Origin of the sequence: Streptomyces sp. CB01201 (assembly GCF_002803085.1) — a bacterium.
GTDB lineage: Bacteria > Actinomycetota > Actinomycetes > Streptomycetales > Streptomycetaceae > Streptomyces > Streptomyces hundungensis.
This window is the reverse complement of record NZ_NNBJ01000006.1, coordinates 47,773-63,489: the sequence shown is the minus strand read 5'-3', so window position 1 is coordinate 63,489 and position 15,717 is coordinate 47,773. Positions and strand designations below refer to the sequence as shown.

Below are 15,717 nucleotides of genomic sequence, written 5' to 3'. Positions count from 1 at the left end.
GTTCCGGTGCCGTTGACTGGGGCATCGAAGCGGATCAGCATCCACGGTCATGGCTGCCTTGCGAACACCCGCGTCCCTCGTGTCCGGTTGCGTCACAGTGCTGCTCGCGGGTCTGACGCTGGCCGGATGCAGCGGCGGGAGCGGCAAGGACGACGCGGCACCCCGGTCGCAGGACACCCGGGCCGCCGTCAAGAAGGCCGATCCGTCGCCCGCCGCGCCGGCCAAGGGCGACGATTTCGGCTGTCTGACGCCGGCGCAGGCCGCGGCGGGTTCCATCGTCTTCAAGAGCGCGACCGGGGCGCCGGTGGGCGGGTTTCTGACCGGCAGCGGCAACACCGGGATCGTGCTCGCCCACCAGTCGGACGGGAACGTCTGCCAGTGGAAGGACAAGGCCGTCGAACTCGGCAAGGTCGGCTTCCGGGTCCTCGCCGTCAACAGTACGACCGTCGACGAGGCCGCCGAGATCGAGGGCGCGGCGAGCACTTTGCGCGCCGAGGGTGCCTGGAAGCTGCTCCTCATGGGCGCGTCCAAGGGGGGCACCGCCACGCTCGGGGCGGCCGCCCGCATGTTGCTGAAGCCGGACGCGGTGGTCTCCCTGTCCGCCCCCGAGAAGTACGGCACGATCGACGCTCTCGACGCCGTGGCGGGCCTCGACGTCCCGGTGCTCTACATGGCGGGCGCCCAGGACGGCGCCTTCGCCACGGCCGCCCGCGAGCTGAGCGCGGCCAGTACCAGGGCCCCGGAGAACCGGCTCGTGCAGGTCAAGGGCTCGGCCGCGCACGGGGTGGCCCTCCTGGCCACGCCGGCCGACTGGGACACCGTCCTGGCCTTCCTGAGGAAGTACTGCACGTGAGCCGTACTTACTGCACGTGAGCCGTACTTACTGAGCGGAACCGCCGAGCCGGGCGGGCCCTACGCCGGGTCGAGGTCGGTCTCCTCGAACACCAGCAGCGTGCGCGTCGACAGCACCTCGGGGATGGACTGGATCCGGGTCAGGACCAGCTCCCGCAGCGCCCGGTTGTCCGGTGTGTGGACCAGGAGCAGCACATCGAAGTCGCCGCTCACCAGGGCGATGTGGGCGGCCCCCGGCAGCTCCTTGAGCTGTTCGCGCACGGTGCGCCAGGAGTTCTGCACGATCTTGAGCGTGATGTACGCGGCAGCGCCCTGGCCCGCCCGTTCGTGGTCCACGCGCGCGGTGAAACCCTGGATGACGCTGTCCTCGACGAGCCGGTTGATGCGTGCGTAGGCGTTGGCGCGCGAGACGTGCACCCGGTCCGCCACGGAGCGTATCGAGGCCCGGCCGTCCGTCTGGAGGATGCGCAGGATGTCGTGGTCGATCTGGTCCAGCGGCCGGGGCGGCACCGGCCGGTTCTCGCCGGTGGCCATTTGTTCAGCTGCCATGTCCCCCCGCCTTCCTGTTGTGGACGACCTGTTCCCATCCCAGGCTGTGGAGAACCGTTTGTCCACAGGCTGAAGGTGCCTGTAGCCAAAATGCGTCCACGACCGAACAATCGGTAGGTGAGGGGCGTCACAGTCGCGCCTCACCCATGGATGTCCGCTCCGACAAGGAGGTGCATTGGCATGACGGTCCAAGAGCTCCCCGGTGCCGCCGCATACCGGCCGACCCCTCCCCCCGCCTGGAGGCCCCGCACCGACCCCGCGCCGCTCCTCCCGGACCCCGAGCCGTTCCGGGTCCTCGGCACCGGAGCCGAGCTCGACCGCCCGCTGATGCTGAAGCTGTACGCCGAGCTGGTCCGCGGCCGCCGCTTCAACGCCCAGGCGACCGCCCTCACCAAGCAGGGCCGCCTCGCGGTGTACCCCTCGTCCACCGGCCAGGAGGCCTGCGAGGTCGCCGCCGCGCTGGCCCTGGAGGAGCGCGACTGGCTGTTCCCGAGCTACCGCGACACCCTCGCGGCCGTCGCCCGCGGCCTGGACCCCGTGCAGGCCCTGACGCTGCTGCGCGGCGACTGGCACACCGGTTACGACCCGCGCGAGCACCGCATCGCCCCGCTGTGCACCCCGCTCGCCACCCAGCTCCCGCACGCCGTGGGCCTGGCCCACGCGGCCCGCCTCAAGGGCGACGACGTGGTGGCGCTCGCCCTGGTCGGCGACGGCGGCACCAGCGAGGGCGACTTCCACGAGGCGCTGAACTTCGCGGCCGTCTGGCAGGCCCCGGTGGTCTTCCTGGTTCAGAACAACGGCTTCGCGATCTCCGTGCCGCTAGCCAAGCAGACCGCCGCGCCCTCCCTCGCCCACAAGGCCGTCGGCTACGGAATGCCGGGCCGCCTGGTGGACGGCAACGACGCACCGGCCGTGCACCAGGTGCTGTCCGAGGCCATCGGCCGGGCCCGGCGCGGCGGCGGCCCCACCCTGATCGAGGCCGTCACCTACCGCATGGAGGCGCACACCAACGCCGACGACGCGACGCGCTACCGGGGCTCCGCCGAGGTCGACGCCTGGCGCGAGCACGACCCGATCCGCCTCCTGGAAGGCGAGCTGACCGCCCGCGGTCTGATCGACGAGGACGGCATACGCGCCGCCGCCGAGGCCGCCGAGACCATGGCCGCGGCCCTGCGCGAGCAGATGAACGCCGAGCCGGCCCTGAACCCGATGGACCTGTTCGCCGAGGTCTACACCGCGCAGAGCGGCCAACTGCGCGAGCAGGCAGCCCAGTTGCGCGCCGAGCTGGAAGCCGAGGCCCGGTGATGACCACCGCCACCGACAAGAAACCCGCCACCATGGCGCAGGCCCTGCAACGCGCGATGCGCGACGCCATGGCCGAGGACCCGACCGTCCACGTCCTCGGCGAGGACGTCGGCACCCTGGGCGGCGTCTTCCGGGTCACCGACGGGCTCGCCAAGGAGTTCGGCGAGGACCGCTGCACCGACACCCCGCTCGCCGAGGCGGGCATCCTGGGCACGGCGGTCGGCATGGCGATGTACGGGCTGCGGCCGGTCGTCGAGATGCAGTTCGACGCCTTCGCCTATCCGGCGTTCGAGCAGCTCATCAGCCATGTCGCCAAGATGCGCAACCGCACCCGCGGCGCGATGGCGATGCCCATCGTGGTGCGCGTGCCTTACGGTGGCGGCATCGGCGGCGTCGAGCACCACAGTGACTCCAGCGAGGCCTACTACATGGCCACGCCCGGCCTGAAGGTCGTCACGCCGGCCACCGTGGAGGACGCGTACGGCCTGCTCAGGGAGGCCATCGCCGACGACGACCCGGTCGTCTTCCTGGAGCCCAAGCGGCTCTACTGGTCGAAGTCCGACTGGTCGCCCGAGGATCCCGCGCCCGTCGAGCCGATCGGCCGGGCCGTCGTACGGCGCCCCGGCAGCAGCGCCACGCTCCTCACCTACGGGCCGTCCCTCCCGGTGTGCCTGGAAGCGGCCGAAGCGGCGCGCGAGGAGGGCTGGGACCTCGAAGTCGTCGATCTGCGCTCCCTGGTGCCGTTCGACGACGAGACCGTGTGCGCCTCGGTGCGGCGCACCGGGCGGGCCGTGGTCGTCCACGAGTCGGCCGGGTTCGGCGGCCCCGGCGGCGAGATCGCCGCGCGCGTCACCGAGCGCTGCTTCCACCATCTGGAGGCGCCCGTGCTGCGGGTCGCCGGCTTCGACATCCCCTATCCGCCGCCGATGCTGGAGAAGCACCATCTGCCGGGAGTGGACCGGGTGTTGGACGCGGTGGCGCGGTTGCAGTGGGAGGCGGAGCACTGATGCCGAAGGTGCTTGAGTTCAAGCTGCCCGACCTCGGAGAGGGGCTCACCGAGGCGGAGATCGTGCGCTGGCTCGTCGAGGTCGGGGAAGTCGTGGCCGTGGACCAGCCGGTCGTCGAGGTGGAGACGGCCAAGGCGATGGTCGAGGTGCCGTGTCCCTACGGTGGTGTCGTCACCGCCCGATTCGGCGAGGAGGGCAGTGAACTGCCCGTCGGAGCACCCCTGTTGACGGTCGCGGTCGGCCCGCCGCAGGAGCGCTCCAGGACCGGGGGCGTCGAGGATGCCGAGTCCACCGAGTCCACCGAACCCTCCGAGGGCGCCGAGTCCTCCGAGTACTCGGGCAATGTCCTGGTCGGCTACGGGACCGCGGCGGCCACCGCCCGGCGCCGCTCGCGCGTGCGGCCCGCCGCCCCGGCGGCCGCTGCCCCCAAGGCGGCCCCTGCCCCCAAGGCGGCCCCTGCCCCGGTACGGGCCACCGGTCCGGTGCCGGTCATCTCGCCGCTGGTGCGCCGGCTCGCCCGCGAACACGGCCTCGATCTGCGGGAGTTGCGGGGCACGGGGCCCGAGGGCCTGATCCTGCGGGCCGACGTCGTATCGGCCGTACAAGCCCCGGCCCGGCCCGCCGAGCCCGCCGCGGCCATCGTCGAACCCGCAGCCGCACACGCCTCCCGACCTGCCGCATCCGTATCCGCATCCGCCGACGCACGCGCCTTCCGACCCGCCGCTGCCTCCACGGCTCCGGCCGGTGAGCGCGTCCCGCTGAAGGGCATCCGGGGCGCGGTCGCCGACAAGCTCAGTCGCAGCCGCACCGAAATCCCCGACGCCACCTGCTGGGTGGACGCGGACGCCACGGAACTCATGGCGGCCCGCGCCGCGATGAACAGCGCGGGCGGACCCAAGGTGTCCGTCCTCGCGCTGCTCGCCCGGATCTGCACCGCGGCCCTCACCCGCCACCCCGAGCTCAACTCGACGGTGGACCTGGCGGCCCGCGAGATCGTGCGGCTGCCCGAGGTGCACCTGGGCTTCGCGGCGCAGACCGAACGCGGTCTGGTCGTCCCGGTCGTCCGCGACGCGCACCGCCGCAACGTCGACTCGCTCGGCGCCGAACTCGCCCGGCTCACCGAGGCCGCCCGCACCGGCTCGCTGACCCCGGCCGAACTGACCGGAGGCACCTTCACCCTCAACAACTACGGGGTCTTCGGCGTCGACGGCTCCACGCCGATCATCAACCACCCCGAGGCGGCGATGCTGGGCGTGGGGCGCATCATTGCCAAGCCTTGGGTGCACGAGGGCGAGCTGGCCGTGCGCCAGGTGGTCCAGCTCTCGCTCACCTTCGACCACCGGGTGTGCGACGGCGGCACCGCGGGCGGCTTCCTGCGCCATGTCGCGGACTGCGTGGAACAGCCGGCCGTCCTGCTGCGCACCCTGTGACGAACGTCCCCGCGAACTCGGGACGTTCGCGGGGACAGCCGTGATCGTCCGGCGGTCCATACTCGGAAGATGACCGCGTATGACGCCGCAGCACCCGCGTACGACGCCGTATCCACCGCGTACGACGCCGTGGTGCTCGCCGGAGGCGCCGCCAAGCGGCTGGGCGGCGCCGACAAACCGGGGCTCAGCGTGGGCGGCCGGGCCCTGCTCGACCGGGTGCTCACCGCCTGCGCCGGTGCCGCGACGACCGTGGTGGTCGGCGGACGCCGGCCCACCGCACGGCCCGTGGTGTGGACCCGCGAGGAACCGGCCGGCGGCGGACCGCTGGCCGCCCTGGACGCGGGCGTGCGCCGCACCTCGGCCCTGAGCGTGCTCGTGCTCTCGGCCGATCTGCCGTTCCTGGCCGCGCCGACCGTCGACGCCCTCCTGGGGGAACTGCGGCGCACCGGCCGCGACGGCGTGCTCTGCACCGACGCCGACGGCCGGGACCAGCCGCTCGTCGCCGTCTACCGCGCCGAACCCCTGCGCCGTGAACTCGCGCTGCTCGCCACCGAGCACGGCTCGCTCGCCGGGCTCCCGCTGCGGCTGCTCACCCGCGAACTCGACGTCGCCCGCGTCGAGGCGGACCCGCTCGCCTCGTTCGACTGCGACACCTGGGAGGACCTCGCCGCCGCTCGGGCCCGGATCAGGGACCATGGGGACGTGCTGGACGAATGGATCACCGCAGTCAAGGACGAACTCGGCATCGAGCTGGACGTCGACACCCGCGTTCTGCTCGACCTGGCCAGGGACGCCGCCCACGGCGTCGCCCGGCCCGCCGCCCCCCTCACCACCTTCCTGGTCGGCTACGCGGCCGCACAGGCGGGCGGTTCGGGCAAGGACGTGGCGGACGCGGCGCGCAAAGCGACCGCGCTCGCCCTGCGCTGGGCGGCCGAGGCCGAGGCGGACGGCCCGAAGAACGACGCCGGATGACCGCCCGGAGCGCGGGGGCGGACGACGGATCCGACGAAGCCCTCGCCCTGCTGCGCGAAGCGCCGCCGAAGACCCCGCAACGCGAGACGCCGCCCACCGCCGGAGGCGCCGCCGAGCCCGAGCCGCCGGCCGCCCGCCAGGCTCCCCGTCATCGCGCCGATGCCTGGACCGACGCCCGCGCGGTGGCCGCCCGGGCCGGCCGCGCCGTTCCGGTCCGCTCCCATCGGGTGCCGCTGGAGTCGGCCCTGGGCGAGATCCTCACCGAACCGCTCACCGCGCTCACCGACCTGCCGTCGTTCGACACCTCCGCCATGGACGGCTGGGCCGTCGCCGGACCCGGACCCTGGAGGGTGCAGGACGGCGGTGTCCTCGCCGGACACGCGGCGGCCGGCACCCTCGCCGACGGCGAGGCGGTACGCATCGCCACCGGGGCCCGCATCCCCTCCGGTGCCACCGCGGTGATCCGCAGCGAACACGCCCGCAGCGACGAGGCCCGCACCCAGCTCCATGCCGACCGTGTGGTGCTGCACGGCCAGGACATCCGCCCGCGCGGCCAGGAGTGCCGCTCGGGCGACGTACTGCTGCCCGCGACCGCCCTGGTCACCCCGGCCGTGCTCGGGCTTGCCGCGGCCGCCGGGTACGACGAGCTGAGTACGGTACCGAGGCCCCGGGCCGAGATCCTGGTCCTCGGCGACGAGTTGCTCACCCGGGGGCTCCCGCATGACGGGCTCATCCGCGATGCACTCGGCCCGATGCTCGGGTTCTGGCTGCGGGCGCTGGGCGCGGAGGTCATCGGGACCCGGCGCCTCAAGGACGACGCGGGGGCGCTCCTGACAGCCGTCACCGGCTCCTCGGCCGACCTGGTGATCACGACCGGCGGCACCGCCTCCGGACCCCTCGACCACGTCCACCCCGTACTGCGCACCGCGGGGGCCGAGCTCCTGGTCGACGGGGTCGCCGTGCGGCCCGGACACCCCATGCTGCTGGCCCGCATCGACGTGGCGAAGCATCTGGTGGGGCTGCCGGGCAACCCGCTCGCCGCGGTCTCCGGACTGCTCACCCTCGCCGAGCCGCTGCTGCGCGAAGTCGCCCGGCGACCGACGCCGATGACGTACACGGCGCCGCTGCGCAACGAGGTGCAGGGGCATCCGCACGACAGCCGGCTCGTTCCGGTGGTGCACCGCGCGGAGCAGGTGGTGCCGCTGCACTACAACGGCCCGGCGATGCTGCGCGGGGTGGCGGCCGCCGACGGCCTCGCGGTCGTGCCGCCCGGCGGGGCGCGGGCCGGTGAGGAGGTCGAGATCCTCGACCTTCCCTGGGCACAGGCCGGTCCGGGCGGCGGGTGTTTCACGTGAAACTGCCCGGCCATGACGTCATGGCACGCCAGGCGGGCGAGAACCTGATCACCCGGCGAGTGGCGCTGCCCCGCCGGGTCGTCGACCGACCGCTCCGCCAGGTCGCCAAGCGGATCCTGATGGCGCTCGCCGTACTGGCGCTGACGACGTTCATCGTCTGGATCGACCGCGACGGCTATCACGACAACGCCAACGGCAAGGTCGACTTCCTCGACGCCGTCTACTACGCCACCGTCACGCTCTCCACGACGGGCTACGGCGACATCGTCCCCTACAGCGACAGCGCCCGGCTCACCAACATCCTGCTGATCACGCCGCTGCGCGTGCTGTTCCTGATCATCCTCGTCGGAACCACTCTCGAAGTCCTCACCGAACGGACGCGTGAAGAGTGGCGGCTCAACCGCTGGAAGGCTCAATTGCGACAGCACACCGTCGTCGTCGGCTTCGGGACGAAGGGCCGCTCGGCGATCCAGACCCTGTGCGCTAGGGGCTTGAAGAAGGACCAGGTCGTCATCGTCGACCCGAGCGCCAAGGTGATCGAGACCGCCAACGCGGAAGGCTTCGTCGGTGTCATCGGCGACGCCACCCGCAGCGATGTGCTGCTGCGCGCCGAGGTGCAGAAGGCCGGCCGGGTCATCATCGCCACCCAGCGGGACGACACCGCGGTCCTGGTCACGCTGACGGCCCGCCAGCTCAACCGGGGCGCGAAGATCGTCGCAGCGGTCCGCGAGGAGGAGAACGCGCCGCTGCTGCGCCAGTCCGGCGCGGACGCCGTCATCACCAGTGCCAGCGCCGCCGGCCGGCTGCTCGGCCTCTCCGTGCTCAGCCCGAGCGCCGGCACCGTGATGGAGGACCTGATCCAGCAGGGCAGCGGGCTGGACATGGTGGAGCGGCCCGTGCGGAAGAGCGAGGTCGGGCGGGGAGTGCGGGAGACCGAGGACCTGGTGGTGAGCGTGCTGCGGGGCCATCGGCTGCTGGCGTACGACGATGCCAAGGCGAGCCCGCTCCAGCTGACCGACCGGCTCATCACGATCGTGCGAGCCGGCGGTACGGCGGCGGAGGCCGGGCCGGAGTAGCGTCGGCCGCATGTATGCGATCACGATTCCTGAGCCGGGCGGTCCCGAGGCGCTGATCTGGGCCGAGGTGCCCGATCCCGTACCGGGCGAGGGCGAGGTCCTCGTCGAGGTGGCCGCCGCCGCCGTCAACCGGGCCGATGTGCTCCAGCGGCAGGGCTTCTACAACCCGCCTCCCGGCGCCTCTGCCTACCCGGGCCTGGAGTGCTCCGGGCGGATCGCCGCGCTCGGGCCCGGGGTGTCCGGGTGGAGCGTCGGCGACGAGGTGTGCGCGCTCCTGAGCGGCGGGGGCTACGCCCAGAAGGTGGCCGTCCCGGCCGGGCAGCTGCTGCCCGTGCCCGAGGGCGTGGACCTGGCCTCGGCGGCGGCGCTGCCCGAGGTCGTCTGCACCGTCTGGTCCAACGTGTTCATGGTGTCCCACCTGCGCCCCGGCGAGACGCTTCTGGTGCACGGCGGGGCCAGCGGGATCGGCACCATGGCGATTCAGCTCGGCAAGGCGGTCGGCGCCAAGGTGGCGGTCACCGCGGGCGGCCCCGACAAGCTGGCGCGCTGCGCCGAACTCGGCGCGGACATCCTCATCGACTACCGCGAACAGGACTTCGTGGACGAGGTGTTGAAGGCCACGGACGGCAGCGGCGCCGATGTCATTCTCGACATCATGGGCGCGAAGTACCTGGAGCGGAACGTACGGGCCCTCGCGGTCAACGGCCGCCTCGCCATCATCGGCCTCCAGGGCGGCGCCAAGGCCGAACTGAACCTGGGCGCGCTCCTCACCAAGCGGGCCGCGGTCACCGCGACCTCGCTGCGCGGCCGCCCCGCGGCGGAGAAGGCCGCCATCGTGGCGGCCGTGCGTGAGCATGTGTGGCCGCTGATCTCGGGCGGCCGGGTGCGTCCCGTAGTGGACCGGACGCTGCCGCTCGCGGACGCGGCCGAAGGACACCGGGTGCTTGAGGCCTCCAGCCACGTCGGCAAGGTCCTGCTCACGGCCTGACGGCCGCGGGGACGTGGAGAGGGGGCGCCGGGAAGGCGCCCCCTCTCCATCGCCGAATCCGGCGGACCTGCCTACGAATGCGGCCTTACAGATACGGGCCCGAACGTGCGCCCGCGTGCGGGCCGCCCTCCTCGTCGTCCTCGTGCGAGGTGCCGGGCGGCAGCGCACGGCGCATCTGCTCCAGCTGGGCGCGGGCCGCCATCTGCTGGGCGAACAGAGCCGTCTGGATGCCGTGGAAGAGCCCTTCGAGCCAGCCCACCAACTGGGCCTGAGCGATGCGGAGTTCGGCTTCGGAGGGAATCGCCTCTTCCGTGAACGGCAGCGAGAGCCGCTCCAGCTCCTCCACCAGTTCCGGCGCCAGACCGTCTTCGAGTTCCTTCACCGAAGAGGCATGGATGTCCTTGAGGCGAACGCGGCTCGCCTCGTCGAGAGGAGCCGCGCGGACTTCCTCAAGAAGCTGCTTGATCATGCTGCCGATCCGCATGACCTTGGCGGGCTGTTCGACCATCTCCGTCACCGGGACCTCGCGGGACTCGTCGTCTCCACCGCCGATGGCCATACCGTCCTGGCCTACGACCAGGATGTGGGGGCTGTCCGGCGACTTGTCGTTCCTCGGCATCTCCATGCCGCCCATTCTCTCGCACACGTGCCTCACATCACGTTGTGCCCCCGGGAAGGGGTGATCCACCCCCTGACGGGCGACGATTCCCGCCGAGGAGGCGACGTTTCACGTGAAACGGCGACCACCCGGGCGCGCCCTTTTCACGGCCTGCGGAGCCGCAGCGCCAGGAATCCGAGTCCCAGGCCGGTCAGGGTCAGCCCCGCCCCCAGGGAGAGGACGTGGGCGCGCAGGTCGGAGCTGCGGGGAAGGGCCTGCGGCTGGCGGTGGTGGTGGCGCGGGGGTGGCAGCGTCCCGTCCGGGGTGGCGGCGGCCGTCGACGGCGGCTGCGGCGGCGACGGCGCCGGGGGCTCGGGGGGCTGGACCTGTGGGGAGGGCGGCAGGTTTCCCGTGTCCTGGGCCTGAGCCACCTCGTCGGCGGCCACCGCCTCGAACGCGTACGGGTCCAGGTTCTGCTGCGGTTCCACGCGTCCCGGGCGTCTGCGGCCCTCCCCCGCCCGGCTGCCGGCGAGGTGCTGGTCCTCGGAGACGGCCTGTGACGACGGGTGCGCGTGCGCCATGCCGGAGGGGGCCGCGCTCGACGGCGGACCGGGTGAGGGGGTATCGACGGCGACCGCGTACGGCAGGGGTGCCAGGAGCAGCGCTCCCGTCAGCGAGACGGTCGCTGTCAGCGACCGGATCCCTGGAGCCATGCGAGGGGCCCCCTCCCGTACGGACGTGAAACGCCTGGGTGACCGAATCAGCGTCACACGGGGGGAGTTGCCCGGCATCCCGGGAGCCGTCGGTCCTGCGCCGAACGAGCCGGACCGTCACCTGCGGCCCCACGCGTGCAGGCCCGGCACGAGGGTGCCGGGCCTGCACGGAACGAGCTGTGCGCCTACTGGGCGGGCGCGTTGCCCGACGAGATCTGGAGCGTGAACTGCGCTTCCTTCTTGTCCACGTCCACCCCGGCCGCCGGGAACTGGGTGACGACCACGTCCTGGCCCCACTGGCCGCTGTCGATCGTCTCGGTGTTGACCTTCCAGCCCGCGGCCTGGATGCAGGACTTCACCGAGAGGATGTCCTTGTACGTGAAGTCGGGCGCCTGCACCTTGCCCGGGTCCACCGTGGAGATCTGCGGCGAGGTGCACTTGTTGGTGTCCATCGTGCGGTCGCGCTCCGGACCCTTGTGGCCGGCCACCGCGGAACCGCTGGCCTTCGCGCTGCCGCCGCCGCTGCTGCCGCTGTCCTTGTTGTTCATCGTCAGCACCGTGATCAGGCCGCCGATCGCGAGCAGGGCCACCGCGATCGCGCCCACGATCACCGGGGTGTTCCGCTTCGCACCACCCGATCCGGACGCGGGTGTCTGCGTCGGGGACATCGGGTACGGCGGCGGTGTCTGGGCCATCGGGGCGTGCTGCTGCGGATAGCCGTACGAGGGCTGGTGCTGCGGGGTCGGCGCCGGGGTGGGCGGACCGTAGGGGCCCGGCTGGTACGGCGTCTGCACACCACCCTGGAAGCCGGGCGCGGCCTGCGAGTCGAGCGGCGGGAAGACCGTCGCGCCGAGCCCCGCGCCGCTGACCGGCGGGGCGCCACCGGTGATGACCGGGGCACCGCCCGTCTGGCCCGCGGCCGCGATCCGGTGGATCTCGTCGTACATGGCCTGGGCGCTCGGGAAGCGCTCGTTCGGGTTCTTCTTCAGGGCGCGGGCGACCAGCGCGTCCATCGCCGGGGTGATCGACCGGTTGACGGAGGAGGGGGCGACCGGCTCCTCCTGGACGTGCGCGTACGCGATCGCGAGCGGCGAGTCGGCGTCGAAGGGGATCCGTCCGGTCAGCAGCTGGAAGAGCATGATGCCGACCGAGTACAGGTCCGAGCGGGCGTCCACGCCGCGGCCCAGCGCCTGCTCGGGCGACAGGTACTGGGGGGTGCCGACGACCATGCCGGTCTGGGTCATCGAGGTGACGCCCGACTGCATCGCGCGGGCGATGCCGAAGTCCATCACCTTGACGACGCCGCGCTTGGTCATCATCACGTTGCCCGGCTTGATGTCCCGGTGGACCAGGCCCATCTCGTGGCTGGCCTCCAGGGCGGCCAGCACGTCGGCCGTCACCTTGAGGGCCTTGTCGGCGGGCATCGCGCCGTACTGCTGGATGTCGCGGTGCAGCGTCGAGCCGAGCGGCTCGCCCTCGACGTACTCCATGACGATGTACGGCATGACGCCGCCGTCCGCGGCGGAGCCGCTGAAGGTGACCGTGTCCTCGCCGGTGTCGAAGACGGAGACGATGTTGGTGTGCTGGAGCTTGGCGACGGCCTGCGCCTCGCGGCGGAACCGCTCGCGGAACGACTGTTCCCGGCCGAGTTCGGTGTGCAGGGTCTTGATGGCGACCTGGCGGTCGAGGGCGGAGTCGTACGCGAGGTACACCGAGGCCATGCCGCCCTCGCCGAGGAGATCGCGCAGCTGGTAGCGCCCGCCCGCGATGGAACCGCCCGCATACCGGCCGTGTGCGCCGTCCTGGCTCATGACTGTGCTTCCCCCTCGGCCCGGCGGCCAGTGCTGATCCTCGATTTTTCAGGCCAAGTCTGCCCGAGGGGTCGGACACGTCAAGCCGCGTGCCCGTTCCGTGACCGTACGCGCTGGAAGAGTCTCGCAAGCGTTACAGGACCAGCATGGAAAACGTACGGGATTTGCATGGGTACACACGGAACCGATTGGATGGCCGGTCCATCCCGGACCGGCGCCCCGCGCGAACGCTGTAGCGTGCACTACTGCACAACCAGGTGATGAGCACGACGGAAGACCGTAAAGAAGACCGCTGACGCGGCCAGATACGACGGCGAGGACTGATGGCACCCGAACCCGACGGAAACGGCGCCGGGATGGCCGATGCGCAGGACCACGAGTCGTGGGTCGGCGGACTCGTCGGCGACGGCCGCTACCGCCTCACGCACCGCCTCGGGCGCGGCGGCATGGCGGAGGTGTTCGCCGCCGAGGACGTGCGCCTGGGCCGTACCGTCGCCGTGAAGCTGCTGCGCGCCGATCTGGCCGAGGACCCGGTGTCCAAGGCGCGCTTCACGCGTGAGGCACAGTCGGTGGCCGGACTCAACCACCACGCGGTGGTGGCCGTGTACGACTCCGGTGAGGACTTCGTGGGCGGCCAGACCGTCCCGTACATCGTGATGGAGCTGGTCGAGGGCCGCACCATCCGCGACCTCCTGGTCGACGCGGACGCCCCGCCGCCGGAGCAGGCGCTGATCATCGTGTCCGGCGTCCTGGAGGCGCTCGCCTACTCGCACCAGCACGGCATCGTGCACCGTGACATCAAGCCCGCCAACGTGATCATCACGGACACCGGCGCGGTCAAGGTGATGGACTTCGGCATCGCGCGGGCGCTGCACGGCGCCCAGTCGACGATGACCCAGACCGGCATGGTCATGGGCACCCCGCAGTACCTCTCGCCGGAGCAGGCGCTCGGCAAGGCCGTCGACCACCGTTCCGACCTGTACGCCACGGGCTGTCTGCTGTACGAACTCCTCGCGCTGCGGCCCCCGTTCATCGGTGAGACGCCGCTGAGCGTGGTCTACCAGCACGTCCAGGACATGCCGGTGCCGCCGTCGCAGGTGGCGCACGTGGCGCCGCCGGAGCTCGACGGCCTCGTCATGCGTTCGCTCGCCAAGGACCCGGACGACCGTTTCCAGTCCGCCGAGGAGATGCGCGGCCTGGTCCAGTACGGCCTGCAAATGCTCCAGCAGCAGGGCGGCCACACCGGCACCTGGAACACCGGCCCGGTCGAGCTGATGCACGAGGGCGGCCACACACCCGCGATGGGCAGCCCCGGCGCGACGGCGGCCATGGGCCACCCGATGCACGGGGAGACCTCGCAGTTCGGCGGCCCGATCCTGCCGCCGATGAATCCGAACGACGGCGGATACGACGGCTACGACCACGGCGGCCACAAGCAGGGCGGCGGCCGGGGCGGCAAGATGGTGCTGTTCGTGGTGCTCGCGATCGTCGCGATCGCGGTGGGCGTGGCCTTCGCGCTGAAGGCCACGCAGAACACGGGCGGAAGCTCCGGGGGCGGCGGGGGCACGACCTCGAACTCCCCGAAGACCTCGCCGTCGGTCTCCCCGTCGGACACGCCCTCCACGCCGGACACCCCGGGCACCAGCCAGGGCCAGACCTACGGCAGCAGCTCCAACGGCAACGGCGAGTCGCCCTCGCGCCACCGCTCGCGCTCCGCCTCGCCGTCGCCGAGCAAGTCGCAGTCCTCGCACTCGCCGGGCACCAGCCAGGGCACGACGTCCGGGACGAGCGAGGGCACGGACACCGAGGGCACGACCTCGGGGAACGAGGGCACGACCTCGGGGAACACCGGCACCTCCAGCGGCAACACGGGAACGTCGACCGGGAACACCGGGACCACCGAGGGCACGACCTCGGGGAACACCGGCACCTCCAGTGGCAACACGGGAACGTCGGCCGGGAACACCGGCACGAGCGCCGGGAACACCGGCACCGCGGCCGGCCCCGGGGGCACCAAGCCGAGCCCCTGACCGGCACCTCCTCACCCCGCGAAGGCCTCGCACACCGCCTCGTACTCGCGGGTCCACCACACCGCAAGGGCCGACGCCGCAGGAAACTGCGGGTCGGCCCTTCGGTCGTGCAGCTGGTAGCGCCAGCGCAGGATCCAGAAGTCGTTGAGCCGCTCCCACCACACCCGGTGCACGGCGGCCGCCAGTTCCTCGGCGTCGGCTCCGGCGGCCCGGCGGTAGGCGCGGGCGTAGGCGCGTACCTTCGCCAGTTCCAGCTCGCCAGAGGGGCGGACGAAGAAGATCACCGCGGCCCGGACCGCCTCCTCGGCGCGCGGCTGGACGCCGAGGCGGTCCCAGTCGACGATCGCGGCGGGCTCGGCCGAGCGGCCCTCGCCCCGGTACAGCAGGTTCAGCGGATGGAAGTCGCCGTGCACCCAGGCGCCGGTCGCGGGGGCCGCCGGGCGACGGTGGGCGTGCAGGCCGAGGAGTAAGCGGCGCTCCAGAAGGCGGTGCTCGGCGAGCTCGTCGAAGGCGTCCCGTGGCTGGTGTCTGCGGGCCCGTGCCACCAGGTCGTCGATGAGTGCGAGGGTGTCGGCCGGGTCGGCGCTGCGGTGCTCCGCCTGCGGCACATCGGGCTCCATGACCTGCGCAAGGCAGGTGTGCACGAGCCCGAGCAGCGCGCCGAGCCTGCGGGACTCCACGGCGCACAGCTGGGCCCCGTCGCGGTGGCGGCCGTGCACCCAGGGGTGCAGGGCGTAGCAGTGGCCGCCGATCACCGCGACGGTGTCGCCGTCGGCGTCCGGGACGGGCGGAGCCACGGGCACGCCCAGGGTCTGGAGGCGCTCGGTGGCGCGGTGCTGGCGGGCGATGGCCTCGTGGTCGCCGTCCAGGTGGTGCTTGAGGAAGTAGTCGCCGCGGGTGGTGGCGAGCCGGTAGCCGCGGTTCAGCAGGCCCTGGGCGACCCGTTCACAGGAGAGCGGCTCACCGGGGGTCTCGTAGCGGCGCAGTAGCTCGCTCACGGGAGGGATTGCAGATGAGCGCGGCACTCGTCA

14 protein-coding genes are annotated in these 15,717 nt (G+C 72.4%); 9 read left to right on the top strand and 5 right to left on the bottom strand.

What is annotated here, in order from left to right; all coding sequences use genetic code 11:
- Positions 1 to 49: 49 nt before the first annotated feature.
- Positions 50 to 853 carry an alpha/beta hydrolase family protein gene (locus tag CG740_RS14380; protein ID WP_159030297.1) on the top strand — a complete coding sequence of 268 codons (804 nt, stop codon included), beginning with the start codon at positions 50 to 52 and terminating at the stop codon, positions 851 to 853.
- Positions 854 to 912: 59 nt separating this feature from the next.
- Here CG740_RS14380 and CG740_RS14375 read toward each other — a convergent pair whose 3' ends face one another.
- Entirely contained in the window at positions 913 to 1,401 is a 489-nt protein-coding gene (locus CG740_RS14375) for an Lrp/AsnC family transcriptional regulator (RefSeq protein WP_100575515.1), read from the bottom strand.
- A gap of 180 nt (positions 1,402 to 1,581) precedes the next feature.
- Between CG740_RS14375 and pdhA the strand changes: the two genes are divergently transcribed.
- From pdhA to CG740_RS14340, 7 genes are all read left to right on the top strand, one after another.
- Positions 1,582 to 2,706, top strand: a complete 1,125-nt coding sequence (gene pdhA / locus CG740_RS14370; protein WP_100575514.1) for a pyruvate dehydrogenase (acetyl-transferring) E1 component subunit alpha — start codon at positions 1,582 to 1,584, stop codon at positions 2,704 to 2,706.
- The gene (locus CG740_RS14365; protein WP_100575513.1) at positions 2,706 to 3,713 is read left to right on the top strand and encodes an alpha-ketoacid dehydrogenase subunit beta; all 1,008 of its coding nucleotides are present in this window, start codon (positions 2,706 to 2,708) and stop codon (positions 3,711 to 3,713) included. The genes pdhA and CG740_RS14365 overlap by 1 nt, the downstream gene beginning before the upstream one ends.
- Positions 3,713 to 5,143, top strand: a complete 1,431-nt coding sequence (locus CG740_RS14360) for a dihydrolipoamide acetyltransferase family protein (RefSeq protein WP_100575512.1) — start codon at positions 3,713 to 3,715, stop codon at positions 5,141 to 5,143. The genes CG740_RS14365 and CG740_RS14360 overlap by 1 nt, the downstream gene beginning before the upstream one ends.
- A 69-nt stretch (positions 5,144 to 5,212) precedes the next feature.
- Positions 5,213 to 6,115, top strand: coding sequence for an NTP transferase domain-containing protein (locus CG740_RS40915; RefSeq protein ID WP_100575511.1), 903 nt, complete (start codon positions 5,213 to 5,215; stop codon positions 6,113 to 6,115).
- Positions 6,112 to 7,470: a molybdopterin molybdotransferase MoeA gene (locus CG740_RS14350; protein WP_100575510.1), complete on the top strand. Its 1,359-nt coding sequence runs from the start codon at positions 6,112 to 6,114 to the stop codon at positions 7,468 to 7,470. Before CG740_RS40915 ends, CG740_RS14350 begins: the two co-directional genes overlap by 4 nt.
- A gap of 20 nt (positions 7,471 to 7,490) precedes the next feature.
- Positions 7,491 to 8,546 (top strand): potassium channel family protein, encoded by a 1,056-nt coding sequence (locus tag CG740_RS14345; protein ID WP_100575509.1) that lies wholly within the window; start codon positions 7,491 to 7,493, stop codon positions 8,544 to 8,546.
- 10 nt (positions 8,547 to 8,556) lie between these two features.
- Entirely contained in the window at positions 8,557 to 9,534 is a 978-nt protein-coding gene (locus CG740_RS14340; protein ID WP_100575508.1) for an NAD(P)H-quinone oxidoreductase, read from the top strand.
- 85 nt (positions 9,535 to 9,619) lie between these two features.
- Here CG740_RS14340 and CG740_RS14335 read toward each other — a convergent pair whose 3' ends face one another.
- The 3 genes from CG740_RS14335 to CG740_RS14325 form a co-directional block, all read right to left on the bottom strand.
- Positions 9,620 to 10,159 carry a bacterial proteasome activator family protein gene (locus tag CG740_RS14335; protein WP_100575507.1) on the bottom strand — a complete coding sequence of 180 codons (540 nt, stop codon included), beginning with the start codon at positions 10,157 to 10,159 and terminating at the stop codon, positions 9,620 to 9,622.
- Between the two features lie 137 nt (positions 10,160 to 10,296).
- Positions 10,297 to 10,845: a hypothetical protein gene (locus tag CG740_RS39645; protein ID WP_159030296.1), complete on the bottom strand. Its 549-nt coding sequence runs from the start codon at positions 10,843 to 10,845 to the stop codon at positions 10,297 to 10,299.
- Between the two features lie 185 nt (positions 10,846 to 11,030).
- Positions 11,031 to 12,656: a protein kinase domain-containing protein gene (locus CG740_RS14325; protein ID WP_100575505.1), complete on the bottom strand. Its 1,626-nt coding sequence runs from the start codon at positions 12,654 to 12,656 to the stop codon at positions 11,031 to 11,033.
- A 323-nt stretch (positions 12,657 to 12,979) separates the two neighbouring features.
- Between CG740_RS14325 and CG740_RS14320 the strand changes: the two genes are divergently transcribed.
- Complete coding sequence (locus CG740_RS14320) at positions 12,980 to 14,686, top strand: protein kinase domain-containing protein (RefSeq protein WP_100575504.1); 1,707 nt, start codon at positions 12,980 to 12,982, stop codon at positions 14,684 to 14,686.
- 11 nt (positions 14,687 to 14,697) lie between these two features.
- On the opposite strand, the gene CG740_RS14315 is transcribed toward CG740_RS14320, so the two are convergent.
- Complete coding sequence (locus CG740_RS14315; protein WP_100575503.1) at positions 14,698 to 15,711, bottom strand: phosphotransferase; 1,014 nt, start codon at positions 15,709 to 15,711, stop codon at positions 14,698 to 14,700.
- Between the last annotated feature and the right edge of the window lie 6 nt (positions 15,712 to 15,717).

What these genes read in the sequence shown, in the direction of transcription:
- CG740_RS14360 (WP_100575512.1), top strand. Translation starts at nt 3,713, where the DNA reads ATGCCGAAGGTGCTTGAGTTCAAGCTGCCCGACCTCGGAGAGGGGCTC.
- CG740_RS14320 (WP_100575504.1), top strand. Translation starts at nt 12,980, where the DNA reads ATGGCACCCGAACCCGACGGAAACGGCGCCGGGATGGCCGATGCGCAG.
- CG740_RS14340 (WP_100575508.1), top strand. Translation starts at nt 8,557, where the DNA reads ATGTATGCGATCACGATTCCTGAGCCGGGCGGTCCCGAGGCGCTGATC.
- CG740_RS14325 (WP_100575505.1), bottom strand. Translation starts at nt 12,656, where the DNA reads ATGAGCCAGGACGGCGCACACGGCCGGTATGCGGGCGGTTCCATCGCG.
- pdhA (WP_100575514.1), top strand. Translation starts at nt 1,582, where the DNA reads ATGACGGTCCAAGAGCTCCCCGGTGCCGCCGCATACCGGCCGACCCCT.
- CG740_RS39645 (WP_159030296.1), bottom strand. Translation starts at nt 10,845, where the DNA reads ATGGCTCCAGGGATCCGGTCGCTGACAGCGACCGTCTCGCTGACGGGA.
- CG740_RS14380 (WP_159030297.1), top strand. Translation starts at nt 50, where the DNA reads ATGGCTGCCTTGCGAACACCCGCGTCCCTCGTGTCCGGTTGCGTCACA.
- CG740_RS14350 (WP_100575510.1), top strand. Translation starts at nt 6,112, where the DNA reads ATGACCGCCCGGAGCGCGGGGGCGGACGACGGATCCGACGAAGCCCTC.
- CG740_RS14335 (WP_100575507.1), bottom strand. Translation starts at nt 10,159, where the DNA reads ATGGAGATGCCGAGGAACGACAAGTCGCCGGACAGCCCCCACATCCTG.
- CG740_RS14345 (WP_100575509.1), top strand. Translation starts at nt 7,491, where the DNA reads ATGGCACGCCAGGCGGGCGAGAACCTGATCACCCGGCGAGTGGCGCTG.
- CG740_RS40915 (WP_100575511.1), top strand. Translation starts at nt 5,213, where the DNA reads ATGACCGCGTATGACGCCGCAGCACCCGCGTACGACGCCGTATCCACC.
- CG740_RS14375 (WP_100575515.1), bottom strand. Translation starts at nt 1,401, where the DNA reads ATGGCAGCTGAACAAATGGCCACCGGCGAGAACCGGCCGGTGCCGCCC.
- CG740_RS14365 (WP_100575513.1), top strand. Translation starts at nt 2,706, where the DNA reads ATGACCACCGCCACCGACAAGAAACCCGCCACCATGGCGCAGGCCCTG.